8 protein-coding genes are annotated in these 17532 nt (G+C 64.5%); all 8 read left to right on the forward strand.

Features of this window, described 5'->3' with window-relative positions; genetic code table 11:
* Positions 1 to 105: 105 nt before the first annotated feature.
* The 8 genes from QEH68_RS07535 (at position 106) to QEH68_RS07570 (ending at position 17501) form a co-directional block, all read left to right on the forward strand.
* Positions 106 to 6306 (forward strand): Ig-like domain-containing protein, encoded by a 6201-nt coding sequence (locus QEH68_RS07535; protein WP_280627578.1) that lies wholly within the window; start codon positions 106 to 108, stop codon positions 6304 to 6306.
* 57 nt (positions 6307 to 6363) lie between these two features.
* The gene (locus QEH68_RS07540; protein WP_089594270.1) at positions 6364 to 7335 is read left to right on the forward strand and encodes a MoxR family ATPase; all 972 of its coding nucleotides are present in this window, start codon (positions 6364 to 6366) and stop codon (positions 7333 to 7335) included.
* Positions 7336 to 7407: 72 nt separating this feature from the next.
* Positions 7408 to 8811, forward strand: coding sequence for a DUF58 domain-containing protein (locus QEH68_RS07545; protein WP_280627579.1), 1404 nt, complete (start codon positions 7408 to 7410; stop codon positions 8809 to 8811).
* Positions 8808 to 11303: a transglutaminase domain-containing protein gene (locus QEH68_RS07550; protein WP_280627580.1), complete on the forward strand. Its 2496-nt coding sequence runs from the start codon at positions 8808 to 8810 to the stop codon at positions 11301 to 11303. Before QEH68_RS07545 ends, QEH68_RS07550 begins: the two co-directional genes overlap by 4 nt.
* Complete coding sequence (locus QEH68_RS07555; RefSeq protein ID WP_280627581.1) at positions 11296 to 12882, forward strand: RDD family protein; 1587 nt, start codon at positions 11296 to 11298, stop codon at positions 12880 to 12882. Before QEH68_RS07550 ends, QEH68_RS07555 begins: the two co-directional genes overlap by 8 nt.
* Positions 12879 to 13805 (forward strand): protein phosphatase 2C domain-containing protein, encoded by a 927-nt coding sequence (locus tag QEH68_RS07560; RefSeq protein ID WP_207596904.1) that lies wholly within the window; start codon positions 12879 to 12881, stop codon positions 13803 to 13805. The genes QEH68_RS07555 and QEH68_RS07560 overlap by 4 nt, the downstream gene beginning before the upstream one ends.
* Entirely contained in the window at positions 13792 to 15801 is a 2010-nt protein-coding gene (locus QEH68_RS07565) for an FHA domain-containing protein (protein WP_280627582.1), read from the forward strand. Before QEH68_RS07560 ends, QEH68_RS07565 begins: the two co-directional genes overlap by 14 nt.
* On the forward strand, positions 15798 to 17501 hold the full coding sequence (locus QEH68_RS07570; protein WP_280627583.1) for a serine/threonine-protein kinase: 1704 nt from the start codon (positions 15798 to 15800) through the stop codon (positions 17499 to 17501). Before QEH68_RS07565 ends, QEH68_RS07570 begins: the two co-directional genes overlap by 4 nt.
* Positions 17502 to 17532 lie beyond the last annotated feature (31 nt).

Consider the following 17532-nt stretch of genomic DNA (forward strand, 5'->3'; position numbering starts at 1 on the left):
TAAGGCCGTAGTCTGTCAAAGCCAATGGATAGCCCGGTCTCGGGTGTCCTCAATTGGCCGTGGGGTGCGTGGGATAGTCTTAGGGACTGAAAATTCCGCCGCCGTATGGGGGTACTGCGGAATGCACGGCTGCCGGCATGTGTCGGTTGGCCCGGAAGTCGCTGGGGGGCGGCTGAACATCAAAGGAATTTTGGGGCTGTGAGAAATTTCTTCGGCAAGCTGGGGCTGACAAGGCGTCAAAACAAGAAGTTCATAGCGGGAACTGCTGCCACCGCGGCGGGCGCGTTGTTGATCACCGGGGCTGTACTTTACCCGGGCTTCAAGACCACGGAGGTGGACTTGAACGACGGCGGCGTATGGGTTGTGAGCAAAACCAAGAACGCTGTGGGGCGGTTGAACTACCCGTCGCGCGTTCTTGATGGGGCCGTAACTCCCGCCACCACCACTTTCGATGTCCTGCAGCATGACGGCAACGTTTTTGTCGACGACGAATCCGGTTCCACCATCAACCAGGTCTCTGCCGCGAACCTGAAGCTCGGCGGCGACAAGCAACTGCCGTCGTCGTCGCAAGTCAGCTATGGTTCCACCGTCCTTTCGGTGACCGATCCCGCCCGTGGCAAGGTGTGGGCGCTGTCTCCCTCCACGGTCAACGGCTTCGATGAAGAAGGTACCGAGCCTGTCCTGACCGGGGACCAAGGCATGGTCTCCGCAGTAGGCGCCGATAACCGCATCTACACAGCGGATCCGGGCAAGGGCGAGATCACCGTTACCACGGTGGACGCCAATGGTGAACGGACAGACTCGCAGGTCACCAAAGTGGATGAGCTCAAGCGGGCCGGCGACCTTCAGATTGCAGTCGTCGGTGATAAGCCCGTAGTCCTCGACGCCGGCTCAGGAAACCTGTTCCTGCCCGGCGGACGCAAGCTCCAGCTGCAGGATGCACGGGAAGCCAAGCTGCAGCAGAGTGGCGAGGACAGCAGCTTTGTTGCCATTGCCACCCGCCAAGCCCTCTTGAAGCAGCCCTTGGACGGATCCACCGCTGCAACACTCAATGCCGACGGAGAAGGCGTCCCCGCAGCACCGGTGCAGGTGAGCAAGTGCGTTCACGCTGCCTGGTCCGGAGCCAACAAGTACGTCCGCGACTGCGAGAACGACGCCGACGACAAGAAGAACGACGTCCCCAAAGCCAGTGCCTCGCCCAGTTACGTTTTCCGCGTCAACCGCGACCTCGTAGTCCTCAATGATGTGAATTCCGGCAGCGTGTGGCTGGTCAACCAGAACATGCAGCTCGTCAACAACTGGGACGATGTTGTCCCGCCCAAGAACCAGTCCGACGACCAGGACCAGGAGTCCGCGGACAACAACACCATCAACGTCCTGCCGGACCGCACCAAGCCCAACCGTGCGCCTGAAACCAAACCGGACGAGTTCGGTGTCCGGCCGGGCCGGACCTCCATCCTCAGCATCCTGGACAATGATTCAGACCCCGACGGCGATGTCCTCACCGCTGCGGTAGGCGCCAACGGGCCAAAATCCGGGGCGCTGGAGAACATCTACGGTGGCTCAGCGTTCCAGATCAAGGTCCCCGCTGACGCCAAGCCGGGAACGGAAACCTTCGACTACAACGCCTCGGACGGACGCGGTTTGTCCGCCGGTGGACAGGTCACGCTGCGCGTCGTGGCTCCGGAGGAAAACAAGCCTCCCTTCTTCAAACGCGGCGAGCCCACCACCATGCTGGTGGAGCAGGGCAAGTCCGTCAGTCAGAACATCCTGACCGACTGGATGGATCCCGACGGCGACGACCTCGTCCTCCTGGACGCCAAGACGGACAACGACCAGGACCAGGTCAAGGTCCGTCGCGACGGCCTGCTCACGTACCAGGACTCTGGTGCAGCACCGGGCAAGAAGAACGTCACCATCACGGTGTGGGACGGCCGGGCCACCACGACGGGCCGGATCGTTGTCAACGTGCAGCCCCCGGGCGCCTTGGCGCCGGTGGTCAACGCCGACCACGTCACGGCCGTGGTTGGCCAGGACCTGGTCATTGCGCCCCTCAAGAACGACGTCGACCCCAATGGCGGTGCCCTCCGGGTAGCGCACGTCGAGGCTGCCGGACCGGCAGAGCTGGGTCCAGTGACCGACGGCGGTACGTTCACCTTCCGGAGCACCACACCGGGCCCGATCTACTTGACGTACATCGCCAGCAACGGGCCTCAAAGCAGCCAAGGCTTGATCCGTGTTGACGTCGAGTCCGGCAAGGACGCTGGAGCGCCCGTTGCGGTTCACGACGTCGCACTGCTCCCTGTGGGCGGCAGTGTGCTGGTGGATCCCTTGGCCAACGATTCCGATCCTTCCGGCGGCGTGCTGGTCCTCCAGTCCGTCACCGTCCCCGACGGCTCGTCCGCTTCGGTCAGCGTGATCGACCACAGCGTCCTGCGCGTTACCGATGTGCTAGGCGCGAAAGAGCCGTTCGTGTTCAGCTACACCATGTCCAACGGCCGCGGCTCGGCCACAGGCACCGTTGGCGTCGTCCCGGTGCCGGCCCCCGCCGTCGTCGAGGCCCCCCAGCCGAAACCCGACGAAGTCAACGTCCGCGTCAACGACGTCGTGACCATTCCGGTCCTGGACAACGACACGCACCCGCAAGGTGAAGAGCTCTCTGTCGATCCTGTCCTGGCACAGAGCGTCCCTGAAGAAGACGGTAAGGCCTTTATCTCCGAGAAGACCCTGCGCTTCATCGCCGGACCCACACCCAAGACCGTGCGTGCCATCTACAACGCGGTGGACCCCCAGGGCCAGAAGAGCGCAGCGGCCGTCACCATCCACATCCTGCCGCTGGAAGGCGCGCAGAACTCCCGTCCGCAGCCGCAGAACCTGACCGCGCGCGTGGTCGCCGGCGGCAGCGTCCGGATCCCGGTGCCGCTGGACGGCATCGACCCCGACGGCGACTCGGTCCAGCTCACCGGCATCGACAGCACGCCCACCATGGGAACCGCGACGGCGGGAAGCAGCTTCATCGATTTCGTCGCCGCCGGCGATGGCGCAGGAACCGACACGTTCCGCTACAAGGTGATTGACCGCCAAGGAGCGGTCAACACCGGAACGGTGACTGTCGGCGTCGCGCCTCGCGGTGAAGACAACCAGAAGCCTGCCCCGGTAGACGACGAAGTGCAGGTCCGTCCTGGGCGTCAGATCGCCGTGGATGCCACCGCCAACGACACCGATCCCGACGGCGACATCATCCGCATCCTGACGGACAGCATCGAAGCCGACGCTGGCCTCGAAGCCCAGGTCAGCAAGACCAGCGGCCGCGTCCTGGTCACCGCTCCGGCCGCCGAGGGTACGGTCAACGTCCGTTACTCCGTGGCTGACGACAGGGACGCCGTGGGCCAGGCCAGCATCAGGGTGAACGTCAAGAACGACATTCCGCTGCAAGCTCCCATCGCCCGCGATGACCGCGTTACATCAGCCCAGACGCTGGGCAAGACCGCCGTCGACGTTCCGGTCCTCAAGAACGACGAGGATCCGGACGGCGTGGGGGAGAACCTCAAGGTCACCACAGGCTTGGAAACGGCTCGTCCGGGTTCTGAAGGCAACGTGGTGGTGGACCTCACCGAGCAGCCGCAGCTGGTGCCTTACACCGTTGAGGATGTAGACGGCCAGAAGTCCACGGCCATCATCTGGGTGCCGGGTATCGGGCAGCAGGTTCCGACGCTCGCCAAGGATGAAGTGGTGGAGATGGTTTCTGGCCAGTCCGTCACCGTGAACCTGGCCGAATGGGTCAAGGTCCGCGAGGGTAAGTCGCCGCGGCTCACCCAGGCGGACCGCATCAAACTCATCGGTGCCGACGGCAGCGACCCCGTAGCGGGCAATGGAACGGCCCTGAAGTACACGGCCGGCGCTGAATACGTTGGTCCCGGCTCCATCAGCTTCGAAGTCACTGATGGAAGCGGACCCGACGACCCCAACGGCTTGAAGTCGACACTGAGCATCCGCACCAAGGTGCTGCCGGATCCGAACAAGAACAACCCGCCGGTGCTGCTGGGCAGCGACGTGGACGTTCCCAAGGGTGACTCGGCCAGCCTGGACCTGGAAAAGCTCGCATCCGATCCCGATTCCGACGACGTCCAGAACATGAAGTATGAGTTGGCCGGAGCAGCACCGGGTGGATTCAGGGTGAGCATCGATGGCAAGACCCTGAAGGTCTCCGCCGAAGACTCGGTGCAGATCGGCCAGGGCGGCACGGTCCAGGTGAAAGCGAAGGACCCGCGGGGTCTTGAAGCGGTCGCGACGTACAAACTGTCACTGACGGCATCCAACCGACCCAAACCGGTGGCCAACGACGACCTTGAACCGGATGCGAAATCCGGGAATTCCGTGACGGTCAATGCGTTGGCGAACGACTCCAACCCGTTCCCGGATACGCCGCTGAAGATCATCTCGGCGGTCACTGAGACGGGCGAAGGCACAGCAGAGGTCAACGGCGGTAACGTGACCGTCACGCCGTCGTCGGGTTTCACCGGGACCATGGTTGTTGCCTACGTAGTGGGCGACAAGACGGGTGAAACCTCACGTTATGCCACGGCCCGTATCCGACTCACCGTCAAGGACAAGCCGGCCGCGCCCACCACGCCTCTGGCTCAAAGCGTGGGCGACCAGACAGCGTTGCTGACATGGAACGCGCCGGCAGATCGTGGCTCACCGATCACCAAGTACACGGTGTACGGAGAGAACGGCTTTAAGCAGGACTGCCCCGCGAACACGTGCACATTGACCGGGTTGACCAACAACGTGAAGTACCACTTTGCTGTCACCGCCACCAATGCGATCAATGAATCCGAGCGTTCTCCGGTTTCCGCCGAGGTCCGTCCGGATGTCAAGCCTGATACCCCGGCTGCTCCCACACTGAAGTTTGGTGACAAGCAACTTTCGGTTGCCTGGGTTCCCCCGGCCAGCAAGGGCTCGCCCATCAAGTCCTACGACCTTGAGATCTCGCCGGCTCCGGCCGGGCAGAATCCCCAGATCCAGAACCTCACTGGCAACAGCCATGTCTGGTCCGGACTGACTAACGGCGTGGCCTACAAGGTCCGCGTCCTGGCCCGGAACGATGCCAAGGAGCCGTCCGAGTGGAGCCCCTACTCCGCTGCGGAAACTCCCGCTGGTGTGCCGGCGACGCCTGCTGCGCCTTCCGTAGCCGGCGCTGGGTCGGTGGGTGACCAGAGCCAGCTGCAGGTCAGCTGGGCCGCGCCAAACAACAACGGCGACGCCGTGTCCGCCTACACGTTGACCACGTACCGGGGCGGGGCCGTAGTGACCACGCAGTCGGTCGGGGCGACCTCGCAAAACGTCACGGTTGCCAACAGTGAAGCCGACTACACCTTTACTGTCTCGGCAACGAACAAGGCCGGCGTCAGCGGTGTCAGCCAGCAGTCAGCGGCTATCCGCGCTGCAGGAAAGCCAGGCATCGTAGCTGCGCCCACAGCAGCCCTGATGGAGACCAACGCGGCCGGTGGCAAGATCCGCGTGGCCTTCAACCCGCTGTCACAGAAGGAACGCAACGGGGCCAACGCCAACGAGATCAGCTACCGGTATGCCCTGACGTCCGGCGCCGGCAGCGGAGCGATCCCCGCCGGCGGTGGCGTTATCGCGGCACCGAACGGCCAGGACACGGCTGTGGTGGTGTGGGCAGTATCCTCACGAAACCCCACACCTGGCGACAGGAGTGCCGCATCAAACACCGTCAATCCCTACGGTGTGGCGGCTGCCCCTAGCGTTACCGGCAGCAAGAGCAGCGGCGTCGGCGACAAGACAGTGTCCTGGACGTGGAACCAGCCCAACGGCAACGGCAGGCCCGTCACCGGCTACCAGTACAGCCTCGATAACGGCGGGTGGACAGACACAACGCAGAGAAGTTTCTCTACGACCGTGGGCTTCAGCGAAACAAAAACGTTGAGAGTCCGTGCCATCAGTGGTGGCCAGGCCGGCAACATCGGCAGCGACACCTCCCGGAGCGGATCTGCGCCACCGCCGCCGGACCCGCCGGCATCAGAGATACAGGTGGACGCCAGCAGCGTGCGGACATGCCCCGGTAAGCCCGGTCAGACGGACAGCTACACACCTGGCAGTCCCGCGAAATGTGGTGTGGGCTGGGTAGAACGCTCCTGGGGCAGGATCACCATCAACTGCACCAAGGACATCTACAACAACGGCACGCCGTGGTACCGGCTCCAGGGTTCCCCGAAGGACGGCTGGTTCGTGAAGTCCACGACAGTGGACCTCTACGGGCCGCGCCCCGGCGGCTGCTAGTCCCATGGCAACAACAACGTCAAACCCCTACCGATACATAAGGAACAGGATCAACCGATGACCATGACAAACGAGCAGGCCGCGTGGTTTGCAGAAACGTTCGAGAAGCTCGTGGCCAATGTGGGCAAGGCGGTGCTCGGCAAGGAGCACGTCATCCGGCTGACCTTCACGGCGATGTTGGCCGAGGGACATATCCTGTTTGAAGATGCACCGGGCACGGGTAAGACCTCGTTGGCCCGCGCCCTGGCTGCAACAGTCCAGGGTTCGCACAACCGTATCCAGTTCACGCCTGACCTCCTGCCGTCGGACGTGACGGGTGTGACCATCTATGACCAGAAGACCCAGAAGTTTGAATTCCACAAGGGCCCGGTGTTCAACAACATCGTCCTGGCTGATGAAATCAACCGTGCGTCGCCGAAGACCCAGTCCGCGTTGCTGGAAGTCATGGAAGAATCCCGGGTGACCGTGGATGGAACCACCTATGAGGCAGGCCGGCCGTTCATGGTGTTGGCAACCCAGAACCCGATCGAGCAGGCGGGCACGTACCGCCTGCCGGAAGCACAACTGGACCGCTTCCTGATCAAGACGTCCATCGGCTACCCGGACCATGCCTCCACGGTGCGGTTGCTGGGCGGGGCCAACCTCAAGGACCGGTCCAAGGAGCTCACGGCGCTCATCACCACCCAGGCCGTGGCCGATATGGCAGACCTTGCGGCCACCACCCACGTGGATACGGCTGTGCTGGAGTACATCTCACGCTTGTGCGAGGAAACCCGCAACGCCTCCGAGACCCGCCTTGGTGTTTCCGTGCGTGGTGCACTTGCCATGGTTCGTGCCGCCAAGGTGTGGGCCGCGGGCCAAGGCCGCAACTTCGTCCTCCCGGACGACATTAAGGAACTGGCACCTGTGGTGTGGACCCACCGTCTGGTCATGGATCCTGAGGCGGAATTCTCCGGTGCAACACCGGACGTTGTCCTCACCCGCGTCCTGGCGGATGTCGCCGCCCCGCAGCAACGCGCCACCGCTTAGTCCGCGGCACCGCACGAGCCAGACCGGCTCATCGCACCCCACCTGCTCCCCAGCTCAAACAAAGGCCTCCACATGTCCTCCAGCACACCCCTGACCAGGGCTGCTGACTCGTTCAAACGCGCAACGGCCGCTGTGAGCGGCAAGATTCGCAACGCCCGTTCACCCCGCAACGAACCAGGGAACCGCCCCGGCCGCAACGGGAAACCGGGCAAGCCCAGTTCCTTGCACCCGGCCGCCGTGTGGGCCGAAGCCGCGGGAACAGCCGGCGAGTTCCTCTCACCTGCTTGGCGCAACGTCCGGGCAGTGTGGCTGAAGTTCGTGTGGCCGGTCCTCGCCGTGGTGAGCCTGCTGGGCTGGGTGGTCCTCGCTGCTGCCATCGGGCTCTGGTGGGCAGGGCAGGCCTGGGGCTGGCAGGAAGCGAAGTCCGCGGCGATGGTTGCTTTCCTGCTGTTTGTCCTGGCCATTGCGTTCATTGTGGGCCGCTCGGCGTACGGCGTGGTCCTGGACCTCGCCCGCACGCGGGTAGCTGTGGGCGACGACGCTGTAGGCAGCATTGCCGTGTCCAACGTCTCCACCAGGCCGTTGTTGCCCGCAGCACTGGAGCTTCCGGTGGGCTCCAACACCGCCGTTTTCCACCTGCCGCGCATGAAGCCGGCGCAGGTGCACGAGGACCTTTTCACCATTCCAACGGCCCGGCGCGCTGTGATCGTGGTTGGTCCGGTTCGCTCGGTCCGCGCCGACCCCCTCCACCTTCTCCGCCGCCGCGTGATGTGGACCGAACCTGTGGACCTCTTTGTCCATCCCCGCACGGTGTCCTTGGGCAGCTCGGCCGCGGGCTTCATCCGCGACCTTGAAGGCATGCCCACCACTGAGTTGTCCAGCGCCGACGTCTCTTTCCATGCCCTGCGTGACTATGTTCCGGGGGACGATCGCCGCCACATCCACTGGAAGACCACAGCCCGGACCAACAAGCTCATGGTCCGCCAGTTCGAGGAAACCCGCCGTGCACACCTGGCCATTGCGCTCTCCATCAACACTGACGAATACGACTCCGAACCGGAGTTCGAAATGGCCATCTCAGTAGCGGCATCCATTGGCCGCCAGGCCATCAGCGAACAGCGCGATTTGGACGTCCTGACTCAAAAGGGACCACTCCGCTGTGAAACCGGCCGCAACCTGCTGGACGACGCCACAAGGATTGTCGGGGCGCCGATGCGGAAGAACGCCGTCGACCTCGCCAGGAACCTGTCCGACGCTGTCCCGAACGCCTCCGTGGTGTTCTTCGTCGTGGGCAGTCACGTCACCGCAACCCAGCTCCGTACTTGTGCCGCATCCGTGCCCCCTGGCGTTCGCAGCCTGGCAGTGCGGGTCCAACCCGGCGCGGCGCCGACGAGGGCCAACATCGCTGACCTGACGGTCCTCACTGTCGGCGACCTTGATGATCTGGCCATTGTTCTTCGAAAGGCGGCAGCATGAGCACCGCACCGAATCTCCGTGTGCGTCCCCGTGCCGCGAAAGGATCCAGGTCAACAGGCCGCGCCAACCGCGCGGGCGGAGGGTCGATCTTTGCCGACGGCCGCCCGCTGTGGCACTTCGCCGTGGACTGCGGCGCCTTGGTGGTGTTGCTGTTCCTGGGAGTCCTCGGATTTAGCCTGAGTTTCGGGGGAGACCCCCACTATCTGATCGCCGGCCTGGGCGGTGTGCTCCTTGGACTGGGCATCGCGGTCCTGAACGCCCATCTTCGCCTGGGCCTGCTGATTACTGCCGCCGTGGCCTTCGGTGCCTACATGCTGTTTGGCTCCGCCCTCGCCGTACCTGATTCAGCGGTCTTCGGCGTCCTTCCCAGCCTCGATTCGTTGCGGACACTGCTGCTGGGCGTGGTGTTTGCCTGGAAGGACATGCTGACGGTCGGCGTTCCCGTGGGCACTGCCAACGGCATGCTCATCGTGCCGTTCCTCAGCTCGCTGCTGACCGCTTTGGCCGCTGGCCTGCTGACCTGGCGGCTGAAGAGCCCGTACTGGCCTTTGCTGCCTGTGTTGGTGTTGTTCGTAACGGGTATCGCCTTCAGCACCAGCGCCGGCTTCCTCAATGTGGAGCGCGGCGTCTCCCTCACCATTGTCTCGATCGTGTGGGCGACGTTCCGCCGCGATGTCCTTCGGCAGCGGAGCACCAAGACTGTCTCGGCCAACAGGCCGGATTCCGACGCCGGTGCAGCGCGCCGCGGCCAGCTCCGCCGGTTGGGGACTGCTGCAGCCGTGATCGCCGTCGCCGTCGGCGTCACCGCCATCGCGTCGCCGATTGTCACCGCCAGCGACGACCGGAAGGTGCTGCGCAACACGATCGTCCCGCCGTTCGATCCCCGCGACTACATCACTCCTTTGGCGAGCTTCCGGAACTTCGTCAAGGACGAAAAGGACAGCACGCTGTTCACGGTTAAGGGCTTGCCGAAGGACGCTCGTGTGCGCCTGGCCGCCCTGGATGCCTTCAACGGCCTGAACTACACCATGGATCCCAACAGCTCCGGGAACTTCAGCAAGGTGGGAGACGCCCGCTCCCTCAATACGCTGGCTGACACCGGGAGCCCGGTCAAGGGCACCAACTACACGCTGGACATCACCATCGAGGACTACCAGGGGTACTTCGTTCCGGGCGGCCGGCACACCACCGGCATGAGTTTCGCGGACACGTCCGGTGCGGCGTCGGGTCTATACTTCAACGCCGGCACGGACACCGCAGTCACCACCAAGGGCCTGTCCAAAGGCGAGAACTACACGGTCCAGGTCTCCGACCCCGGCACCTTGGAGCACGGCCAGCTGACGCAGTACGACTTCGCGAAGCTGACGCTGCCGGAGGCCCAGGAGGTGCCGCCGATCATTGCCTCGCAGGCCAATGAACTGTCCGCCGATGCGCCAACGGCCATTGACCGTGTGCGGCAGATCGAAGCGCATTTCCAGAAGAGCGGTGCTTTCAGCAACGGCCTGGTGACGGAAGGACAGCTTCCCAGCCTCCCCGGCCACAGCGCCGCACGTGTACGCAACATGCTCTCCGCCAAGCAGATGCTGGGCGACGACGAACAATACGCCGTCTCCATGTCCCTCATGCTCCGGCACCTCGGCATCCCGTCGCGCGTCGTGATGGGCTTCTACCCGGATCCCAAGAGCCCCGAAAACGGTGCGGGCGACATCAAGATCACGGGCAAGGACGTCCACGCCTGGGTTGAGGTGGCCTTCGACCGCGTCGGTTGGGTTGCGTTCGATCCCACCCCGCCCAAGGACAACGTCCCCATCCCGCCGGACCCGGAGAACAAGTCCAAGCCCAAGCCACAGGTGCTGCAGCCGCCGCCCCCGCCGCAGGAACCCGCGGACCTGCCGCCGGACTCCACGCCGGATGCCCTGGACGCTGACGAGAAGAAAAACAACCCCTGGCTCTTCTGGGGCCCGTTGTTGGCAGCTATCGGTGTCGCGCTGATCCCGTTGGGGATACTCGCCTTGCCGCTGCTGCTCATCCTTCTGTTGAAAGCGCGACGCCGGAAGGCACGTTTCCGTGACGGCCATCCTGCCCAGCGGGTCGGCGGTGGGTGGAACGAAGTGATCAGCCTTGCCACCGACATGGGCGCCTCGATCAACACCAAGTCAACGCGGCGTGAATCGGCCACCGTTATCGCGGAGGCGTTCCCGAACGCCGGCGGCACCACCACGATGCTTGCCCACCGCGCAGACGCCGCCGTCTTTGGCGCCGGCCAGCCAAGCGAGGACGAGGTCAAGCACTATTGGGAGATCGTCGATTCGTCCTTGACCGACATCACGGGAAGCGTCGGTTTCTGGAAGCGGCAGCAGGCCCGGTTCTCGCCGCGGTCCTTGCTGTCCGATGGGCGGGCTGCCCTCCGGCGCCGGGATCAGGCGACCACCGATCCCTCGACGCGCCGTCGCTTCACCTTGCCGTTCAAGAAGGACACCACGAATGAATAATGAGGCCGAACTTTGCCCGGCCTGCAGGCATGCGGTCCTTCCAGGGGCCACGTTCTGCACGCAATGCGGATCGCCGTTGAGCAACCGTGGAGCCCGCAAGGAAGGGAACATCAACCACGCCCAAAAGGCGGCTTTGGAGTTCGCGACCCGGCAGGGCCTGCCCGATCCCGGTAGTATCTCGGTAGTGTCGGCGCCGGCGTCGCCGACGCACCCGGCGCCTCCGGGAATCACCACGGCGCCGGACCGTATCACTGGGCCAGGGGGAGGGACCACCATGACCACCAAGCTCCACTTGGTGCCCGCGTCTGCAGGCAGGAGGCTTGGCGCGGCTGTGCTGGACTGGCTTGGCCCCATTGCAGTCCTGGCCACCACTTTCGCCATCGGCATCGCAGGCATCACGCAAACCCGCAAGAACGGCTTCATTGTCTATGACACGGGCCTGTTGGTCCTCCTGGGCAGCATCGGCCTGGGTGTGACGGTGGTCTACATTTTTGTGCTGCTTGCACTCGAAGCCAAGTCCGGCAACACCATCGGCAACCAGCTCATGGGAATCCGCAGCTCCGATGCCGAGGGCTACGCCCCCGGTGCCGGTGCCGTTTTTGTGCGGGGCATCATCACCGGCGGCGTACTGCTCCTCGGCGGAATCACCTCGGTGGTTCTTTCTGCCCTTGGCCTGATTACCCTGGTGCTGTGGATCGGGCTTCCTCTGATGCTCCTGGGTGTTGTGTGGGCCGTCCTCGTGGTGGTCTCCAATGCCTGGGACAAGGACGGCAAGCTCCGCGGCTGGCAGGACAAGGCCGCGAAGTCTTTGGTGTTCGACGTCAACGCAGGACGTAATCCCGTGGCCACGGGTGGCATCCAGGGCCCCTACAGTTTCGCGCCAATGGATCTCCCGCCCGTGCAACCGGTGGCTTCTCCAGTCCCCTCCGGCGCAACGACTGGTGCCAGGGGATCCGGTGTCGCTCAGGCTGCTGCCGCTTCCTCTGAGGCCACTCCGTCCGGTTTCGGGCAGTCCGCACCTGCGCCGGTGACTCCAGTGGTGCCGGCAGCCCAGCAGCCCTCACATGACCCCAACCAGTGGCGTCCGCCGTCGGCACCACGGCCAACGACGGCTGCACCACAGCTGGCTCCCGTGACGCCGCAGCCGCAGGTCATTCAGCAACCGTCCGCGCCGGTTACCGGCTTTGCCGGCCACCCCGACGACGACGTGGAGCGCACCCAGATGCGCCCCGGCACTGCGCGGGCACAAGCGGTCCTGCGGATCCGGATTGATGACGGCCAGGACGTCCAACTCGGCGGCTCAGTCCTGCTGGGGAGGAACCCGGCTGCGCAGCCCGGGGAAGCGGTAGAGCAACTTTTGCCGGTTGCCGATCCCGGCCGGTCCATCTCCAAAACCCACCTGCATCTGAGGGTGGATGGCGATGGCGTCTGGGTCACCGACCGAAACTCCACCAACGGCAGTGCCGTCACCACGCCCGACGGTCTCCAGACGCGGCTCCATCCGGGCCAGGCAGTCTTGGTCCGTCCCGGTTCCACCGTTCACTTCGGGGACCGTTCCTTCCACCTAGGACAAGCATGAATTCACAGCCGGCCACCCCTGCCAATGCCGAAGCCGGCGCTCCTGCAGGCGGGTCTTCCTTTGGCCTGAGTTACGGGTACGGGACGGACCGCGGACTGCGCCGTGAACTGAACGAGGATTCGTTCATCGCTGCAGACCCCGTCTTTGCGGTTGCAGACGGCATGGGCGGACATGAGGCCGGTGAAATTGCCAGCGGCATGTGTGTCCGGGCCCTGGGCAGTGCCCCCGAACTTGCAGCTGGCGTGCGGACCGCATCTGCAGCCGACTTGCAGGCCTGCCTGTTGAGGGCTGACGCAGCCATCCGCAACGCAACGGGAGCCCGCGCCGGAACCACGCTGTCCGGCGTGGTGGTGGTGGAACAGATGGGCCTGCCCTATTGGCTGGTGATGAACATCGGAGATTCCAGGACGTACCGCCTCAGCCAAGGGGAGTTCACGCAGGTCAGCGTGGACCACTCCGAGGTGCAGGAACTGGTGGATTCCGGGGACATCACCGCAGAGCAGGCAACGGTTCATCCCCGCCGCCACGTAGTGACCCGTGCCTTGGGCACCGGCGATGAGACCGAGGCCGATTTCTGGTTGCTTCCCATCCAGGAAGGTGACCGGATCATGGTCTGCTCCGACGGTCTCAATGGTGAGCTGGGCGACGACCACATGTTCCGCATCCTCAGCACCGTCGCACATCCGCAGGATGCCGTGGATGCTCTGATCCAGGCTGCCCTGCGAAGCGGCGGCCGGGACAACGTCACCGTCATCGTGGTGGACGCCAAGAACGTCATGAACGACGCCGGCATCGCCACCACTGCGCCCCGTCCCGAGGTTGATTCCGAGGTTGAAGAGGACACCCTTCCACGGGCCTGGGTTAATGGCGCGGACGAGGTATCCGCGGCTGACCAGGAGGAAGGCGTCGATGGCAAGCAGTAACCTTTCGCTGACCCGCTACCAGCAAGGCGACTGGTTTGGCGTTGTGCGGAACGGGACCGTGGTTCTCCTGGGTCCGGATACACCGCATGCGCTGATCGACGCTGTCTGGGAGTTGCTGGCATCGGCTCCCGAGGCCCACGAGGTCCTTCACGAGGTGACGGATGCCTTTGGTGTTTCGTTGAGCCGCATCCCTCCGTTCGGGATCATTGACGCCAAGGACGCGCTCCGCGTGTTCCTCCGTGGTGATCTCGAATTGCTGGTCCAGGTGGAATCGGGCGCCGAACAGCTCACAGGCCGTGACGTCACCACCTGGACAGAACGCAGGCTCGCGGGCGCATCGTCCTACAGCCTTCGGATCGGGGGCGGTTCCGCCTCCGGCATGCCGTTGAACAGCCTGCCCCTGACGGAGGGCGTGGTGCTGTTGTCAGTTCTCGAAGCTGAACCCGGCCAACCCGGCCGCGATGTGGGGCCGGCGATCCATGCAGCAGCCGTTCCTTTGGAGGAGCCGGCAAACGACGGAAAAAACCAGCACCCTGTCCCGGACAAGGTTTCCGACGAAACCATGATCGGCTACACCGAAGCGGACCTTGGCCTGACCATCGCACCCGGCCACTTGGGGCTGGGGCAGGAATCAAATCCTGGCGATGAACCTGCCAGTGAACCTGCGGCGGATGGGCGTGCCGGAGAACCTGCTTCCCGACAAGCCTCTGCCGACGGAACCTCCCATGGCGAAACCGCCACCGCCGAGCCCGTCGTCGCCGAAACCGCCACCGCCCCGCCCGCCGCCGGCCCGCCTTCGGAGGATGGAGCTGCTTCACCGGCACGTGCTTTGGCAGGGGAGACCGCTCAAGAACCAGTCGCGACGGACGGCCTCGAAGAGGCCGTTGAACCCGTCCACACCAGCACCACTGATCCTTTGGTCCCCACGCTGGAAAACACCACCAACTACGATCACCTGTGGGATAAGACGGTGATGCGCACCATCGAAGATGCCGCCGTACGGGTGGATGACGACTCCGACGACCACGATGCCCCGGTGTCCAAGACGCCGGGTGCTCCGGTGGCCCCTGCGCCCATGCCTGCAGCACCTGCTGCAGAACCGCAGGATCCGCTATCGTCAGTTCCGGCGCAAGTGACCCCAGCACCGGCAGAGCAGCCTTCGGCAGAGCAACCTTCGGCAGGGCAACCTGCGGCTGTGCAACTCCCTTCCGACCAGGGAACGGGTCTGATTGATTCCGTACCTTGGCTGCGGACCGGCCCTGCCGCGTCGGATGCAGGCAGTGCCGCCCCCGCGTCTTCAAGCCTGCCCGCTGCTCCGGCCATCGGGTCCGCGCCGTCGCCAGGCCCGGCCCAGTCACAGCCCACTGCGGGCCCTGCCCCGCAGCTTCCGGGCGGCTGGCCACCTGCACCGCCCGCAGGCGTCGTCGACGAAGATGCGGACCATGACGGCCAGACCATCATGAAAAGCAGCCTGGCTGCAGGGAATGACGACGCGGCCAAACCGGCACCGGCTGCCCTGGACGCTGCGGTTGCCAATGGGCCAAGCGTGTTGGCACGGGTGTGTTCGCAGGGGCACGCGAATCCACCTACGTATCCGCAGTGTTCTGTCTGTGGCACGGCACTGTCCGGGGATGCCGAGCAGGTCCAGCGGCCGCGACTTGGCCGCATGCGCCTTTCCACGGGCGAGTTGATCGATCTTGACCAGTCGCTGATCATTGGACGGCAACCTTCCGTTTCCCGTGTCCAAGGTGGCACCATGCCCAAGTTGGTGCAGGTGGAGAGTCCCGGAGGGGACATTTCCCGCTCCCACGTCGAGGTCAGGCTGGAGGGCTGGCACGTCATGTTGTGCGACCTGAAGGCAACCAACGGAACAGTGTTGATCAGGGAAGGCCAGGCCCCCCGCCGCCTTGCCCAAAACGAAATGGCCATTCTGCTGGACGGCGATATCGCCGAGCTGGGTGACGACATTTCATTGCGTTTCGAGGAGATTCTTTGAGTTCCAAGAGGCCCCCCGCGCCGCCTCCACCCATTCCGGGATTCCAGTATGTGAGCCTGCTGGGCTCCGGCGGATTCTCGGATGTTTACCTTTATGAGCAAGACCGGCCGCGCCGTAAAGTGGCCGTCAAAGTGCTGCTGTCAGACCTGAAGACCGAGGGCGCACGCCGACGCTTCGAGTCCGAAGCGAACCTGATGGCGCAATTGTCATCGCACCCGTACATCGTGACGATCTTCGAAGCCGAGATTACGGAGAGCGGCCACTCCTACCTCGCCATGGAGTACTGCTCCCGGCCAAGCCTTGATGTGCGGTACCGCCGTCAGCGCTTCAGCGTGGACGAGGTCCTGGCCGTCGGCATCCAGGTGGCGTCCGCCGTCGAGACCGCGCACCGGGCCGGCATCGTCCACCGGGACATCAAACCGGCCAACATCCTGGTCACCGACTACAACCGTCCCGCACTGACGGACTTTGGTATCTCCGGCACCATTGGCGCCGACACCGAGGACGACGCCGGCATGTCCATTCCGTGGTCGCCGCCCGAGCAGTTCCGGGGTGGCGCGGTGGACGGGGTTCCCGTTGACATCTGGGCGTTGGGAGCCACGCTCTACACCCTCCTGGCAGGCCGTTCGCCCTTCGTCTTGCCCGGGCAGGACAATTCCCAGCGCGAGCTGATTTCGCGCATCACCAACTCGCCCCTTCCCAGGCTTGGGCGGGCGGACGTACCGGAGTCCCTGGAACTCGTCCTGGCCACCGCCATGGCAAAGTCTCCAGGGTCCCGCTACTCGTCTGCGCATGCTTTTGCCCTGGCGCTCCAGCGGATCCAGACCGAGTTGAACCTGTCCCAGACACCGTTTGAAGTGCTTGAAGAACCCGGGCACGGCGACGACCAGCATCCGGACGACAACTTCGAGGAAACCCGGGTCCGGAGCATTGCTGCGATTGATCCCGACGCTTCCGGGACAGCCACCACGGGATCGGCGCCCACCTTCCCCGCCCGGACCTTCCCGTCCACGGTTCCCGGCGCCACGCAAGCTCCTGCACACGTTTCCCCGCCACAAACGCATAAGGGCGCCGCCCAGCAAACCCCACCGCAATTTCACGCGCCGGTCCGGGATCAAAGCGCGGTGGAGGCACCCGAGGTCGCGGAATCCACGGTTCTTCGAGGCTGGCAGGCTTCGCCGGCTGCGGTGGATGTTGATGCAACGGTCAGCCGCTCCGCTGCGTCCGCAGGGGCATCGGCAACGGAAGATAACGTCCAGGCAGCCGACCACACTAAGCGCAACCTGTGGCTCGCCGCCACCGGGGCGGCAGTGCTGGTGGTCGCCGTCGTGGTGGGCATGGTCCTGGGTTCGTCGGCACAACCCAAAGTTGCCCCGACGGAAACAGCCAGCAAGGCCCCGGCCGATGCCCTGGACAGTGGCAGCGTCCCGGACGTCGAGGCACTGGCCGCGGCGCGGGATACCAAGGATCCGAACATCATCGTTTTTTCCTGGAAGAACCCGCAGCCTAAAGAGGGCGATACCTACAAGTGGCGCACCAAATCGGCCAAGGCTGACGGCGCCTATGAGACAACGCAGACGGAGAAGGCCTTCGTTTCAGGCTTTGGCGAACCGCCCATTTGCGTGCAGGTCATCATTGTCCGGTCGGACGGCAGCGCGTCGCCTGAGGGGCCGGGCTCCATCGCTTGCCTGGACGGGTAGCCGGCATATGACACTTACTTACCGCCGACTG

It is taken from the genome of Paenarthrobacter sp. OM7, assembly GCF_029873575.1.
Taxonomy (GTDB): domain Bacteria; phylum Actinomycetota; class Actinomycetes; order Actinomycetales; family Micrococcaceae; genus Arthrobacter.